The following is a 3,857-nucleotide window of genomic DNA, read 5'->3' as shown; positions in this document are numbered from 1 at the left end:
TGATATATTAATTGAGTAATTATTATTAATTTTAGAAATATAAAATTAACAGCAAATTTACCACGTTTTTGTTTACTTTTTTTTTTTTTGATAAAATGATAAGTGAATTATCAAGATATAAAACTTAAGGTGAAAGAATGAAAAAGATTTTTATCTCATCTGTGATTTTAATAACAATATATTTGTTGAATATTTTTACCACTTTTTATATTTCGAATTTAAATAATGAAAATGATTCTAATAACAATATATTTTACAAGTATAGTAAAAATTTAAATATTGAAAAAGAATTCTTACAGAGTAAAGAATACACATGCGGACCGGCTGCTTTAAGATATTTATTATTTTTATATGGATATGATATTTCCGAAAATACAATATCTTTAATTGCAGGAACAGAACAAAAAAATTAAATAAAACATTTTATTCCAGATATGGAATAAAGTTATATTATTTAATATTCATAATAACAATAATAATAATATTAGTCAACAATAGCGCGCTATTGAAAAAACAAAGAAAAAAATGATGGGAGGATGGAAAATGAAAAAGGTAGTGATATATGCTATTTTGTTGATGATGTTTGTGAATATGATACCTGTAAACCTTTTTGCTGATTCAAAAGTTGTTAATGTAAAGGTTTTAACTGATGACGAAATGAAAAACATTATTGGTGCTGGTAGTAATAATGGTGGAGGTAATAGTGGAAGTGATTCTACAAGAAAAGAAATTGAAGGTATATGGATTAAAAGAATTTATTATGACATATATTCTTATAATAAAATAATAAAAATTTCCAAAGAAGGGTGGATGGATACAGGGCCTTTACCAGGGAATTATAGTATTTCTGACACTAGTGAATGGAATGCGAGTGGTTCTATTAACATTTCGATTCCGAAACTTAAAGATATTGTTTCAGTAAACGTTGGAGCTTCCTATTCGGAAAGTAAAACCTATACTCTTAATTTCACTTTTCCGGCATATCATAAAGGAATTGTGTGTTCTATTGAAGAAGGAAAAGTTGAAAAAGGGACTATAAGTATTAAAAAAAGAGTTAGTGTATATGATGGACTTACTTTAATTCGACAATATAATATATATGAAAATAAAAATTATATTGCAATTGGGCCAGAAAGCTTAGTTTGGAGACCTTTATTTAAAGAAGGAGAGACTATAAATAAACCTGGAGGAGAAATCTATAATTATAATCTCTATGTATCAAGAACTGATTTAGGTTTTCCATCAACATCTAAAGTATATGCTAACAAAATATTGGCAGGTGGAAAAGATGAAAATTATAAATAATGAGTTGATAGATGAAATAATCTTTAAAAGATTCACAATATTTTGCTTATCATTAATTTTAAATGTGTCTATAGCTTTTTCGTCTGGTTTTCAACAATTAAAATTTGAACATATATCTACTTTGACGTTTAACAAAAAATTTGAATATAGGTCGTCTATTCAATATAAAAATAATATTACTTTTTTGACTTTACCAGAAAGTTCATGGAAAAATGATTTTGATTTTCAATGGACAGTAAATGAAAAAGGGAATATCTTATATATATTCAAAGGTTTAGAATATTTAAACAACACAAATGAATTTAAAAATATATATGTATATAAAATTGATATATTGAAAAATACAACGAAAATAATAAAATTAAAAGATTTAGCGCCATCTCCCTTTCCTTCAGGAATAGAAATTTTAGATATATATACAAAAAAAGATAAAATTTATTTTTTAACATCTGGGGGTATTACAGTATTTAACGAAAAATTTAAAATAATTGATTTTTATATATTTGAAGATGTTGCTAATATTATTACTGAAAAAATAAAAAATGAATATGAAAAAAAGATAAATTTTATACCCTATAATCATGGTAATCAATTTATTATTGATAAAGATGAAAATATATATATTAAGGATGGATTAAGTATAAAAAAATATTCTTATTCAGGAAAAAGGGAAAAGTTTTATGGGGGAAAAATATATTCGTTATCAAATGAATATAAAATAAATTCAAGTGAAGAGGCTTATTCTCTTTTATTAGAAAATGAAAACGGAGAAATATTTATGATTCTTTTTAAAGAGCGTGATTTAAAAAATAAATATTTAATTTTTAACAAAGTGGAAATATATAATATAAATGATCGTAAGTTATTAGAACTAAAAATGAAAAATCGAAAATTTTATTATACCGGAGCTATTTCGAATGATTATATATATTTGATTACAGCTTCTTCACTTTTAAATAATTCAATATCATATTTGCAAGGATTGAAAATTAATATGAATGGTGAAAAATTATTATTCAATACGTATGAAAAAGAAAATTCTCAATATTATCAGTTTAAAAAAATTATTGTTAGAAGAATATTTAAAACACCTTATATTTATATAAAAAAAGATTTAGAAAGATTAGATATATTTAAAGAAATAGAATAACAGGAGGAAGAGATGAAAAAAAATATTTTTTTACTATTAACAATTTTTGGCATATTTATTATTGCGTATGGGGAAAATAATATTAAAAATATTTTTTTAAATTATGAAGATGCATATAAATACTATGTCTCAAATTTAAATTCAGTCTATGAAATAAAAAATAAAAATATTTTAGAAAAATATAGTGATTTTTTACCATATATTTCATATAATTTTGGTTTTAGTGGTGATAAGATAAGTGGAATAAATTTAAATACTTCCTCAATAAATTTCTCATGGAATGTGTTTAAATCAGATTTTGGCGATAAAACACAAATGAATAAAATAAACGAAAAAATAAAAGGTTTAAATAATGAAAAAATAAAAGAGTCTAATATTACATATTTTAAAAACATATTTTATAATACTTATTATCTTCAGAATTATATCGAATTTTTGGAGAAGGAATATAGTGAATTAAATAATATCTCAACAACTACTGAAATAGAAGTATTAAAAAAAGATCTAACAAAAAAGAAACTAGAACTATCATTAAAGGAAAACTATGAATCATTATATAATTACAAAAGTATGATTATAAAAGATTTAAATTTAGAAACACAGAAAGAATTTAAATTAAAATATTCAGAAAAATATCATAATTTAAAAAATTTTCGTTCAAATATAGAAAACGTGCAATATAAACCTATAGAAAGTTTTTTAGAATACAAAATAAATTATATTACAAAACAACAAAATAATCTGGAAAAAAAATTAAGTTCTAGCAATTATTTTAATGTTAATTTAAGTGGAGGATATGATATTTTAAATAATAACTTTTCAATATCATTGAACTTTAACCTATTAGAAGATACTCCATATTTAAAAATATCCAGTAACGGGAGTTATAGTAAGGATTATATAAATTTTAATGGTTCTATAAACCCATATCTCTTTAAAAATAAAGATGATTACAAAAGTTTAAATGAAGATAATATCCAGGATATCGTTTCTAAAATTAAAAATTCAAGAGAATATTTAAAAAATGAAATATTAAAAATAGAAAAAGAACTAGAATTAGATGAGATTCAGATAAAAATACTTAAAGAAGAACTAAAAAGTATAAAATCAGAGTGGGATAAATTTGAGAAAGAATATCAAATAGAAAAAATGAAATTAGAAAGAAAAATGAAAATAATATATTATAATTTAAAAATTGAAGAGTTTATTGAAACTTATACCAAAATAAAAAATACAAACAACCTCCCTTGAAATAAAAGAAAAATAATGATATAACCACACTACTGTTTTTGCAGGAGTGTGGTTGCTAGTAAAAATGATAAAACAAAAAATTAACTATATTAATATATCAAATGATATATTAATTGAGTAATTATTATTAATTTTAGAAATATAAAATTAA

Annotated in this window: 4 protein-coding genes; all 4 read left to right on the top strand. The window is 21.8% G+C overall.

All coding sequences use genetic code 11. The features are described 5' to 3' along the window. The first annotated feature begins 137 nt into the window (after positions 1–137). Complete coding sequence (locus X275_RS09310) at positions 138–413, top strand: hypothetical protein (RefSeq protein ID WP_047268554.1); 276 nt, start codon at positions 138–140, stop codon at positions 411–413. Positions 414–543: 130 nt separating this feature from the next. Beyond that, complete coding sequence (locus X275_RS09305; RefSeq protein ID WP_047268553.1) at positions 544–1,305, top strand: hypothetical protein; 762 nt, start codon at positions 544–546, stop codon at positions 1,303–1,305. Next, the gene (locus X275_RS09300) at positions 1,289–2,455 is read left to right on the top strand and encodes a hypothetical protein (RefSeq protein WP_047266675.1); all 1,167 of its coding nucleotides are present in this window, start codon (positions 1,289–1,291) and stop codon (positions 2,453–2,455) included. Before X275_RS09305 ends, X275_RS09300 begins: the two co-directional genes overlap by 17 nt. A gap of 12 nt (positions 2,456–2,467) precedes the next feature. Then, positions 2,468–3,706: a TolC family protein gene (locus X275_RS09295; protein ID WP_047266674.1), complete on the top strand. Its 1,239-nt coding sequence runs from the start codon at positions 2,468–2,470 to the stop codon at positions 3,704–3,706. Positions 3,707–3,857: the final 151 nt, after the last annotated feature.

This window comes from Marinitoga sp. 1197, from assembly GCF_001021165.1.
Lineage (GTDB): Bacteria > Thermotogota > Thermotogae > Petrotogales > Petrotogaceae > Marinitoga.
The sequence above is the reverse complement of the archived record's forward strand: the minus strand, read 5'-3'. Positions and strand labels throughout refer to the sequence as shown.